Here is a 284-nt window from a genome sequence, read left to right as displayed (position 1 = left end):
GGTGGTCCGCCGGGCGGTGGCATGCCCGCCGATGGCGTTTACGCCGGGGGCGCGGCGCGCCCCGGGGCGGTGCCCCGGGGCGCGCCCACGACCATCGGTCACGCGTTGCCCCCGGCCTGCTGGGCGGCCTGCGCGTTGCCCTCGGCGGCCTGGCTCGGCCGCCCGCTGCCCTGACCTGCGGCGGCGAGGGACTTGCGGACCCCGTCGAGCAGCTCCTGCCAGCTCGCCTCGAACTTCTCCACGCCCTCGCGCTCCAGCTTGGCGATCACGTCGGGCATGTCGAC

At 77.5% G+C, this 284-nt stretch carries 1 pseudogene; it reads right to left on the bottom strand.

Annotation, left to right across the window (positions count from 1 at the left end):
- Nucleotides 1-98 precede the first annotated feature (98 nt).
- Nucleotides 99-284, bottom strand: a pseudogene (locus ACLQ29_RS35540) (transaldolase); the annotation flags it as partial.

The sequence above is a fragment of the Micromonospora sp. DT228 genome, from assembly GCF_049841595.1.
In the GTDB taxonomy this organism is placed as follows: Bacteria; Actinomycetota; Actinomycetes; order Mycobacteriales; family Micromonosporaceae; genus Micromonospora.
This window is presented reverse-complemented; position numbering and strand designations above follow the sequence as displayed.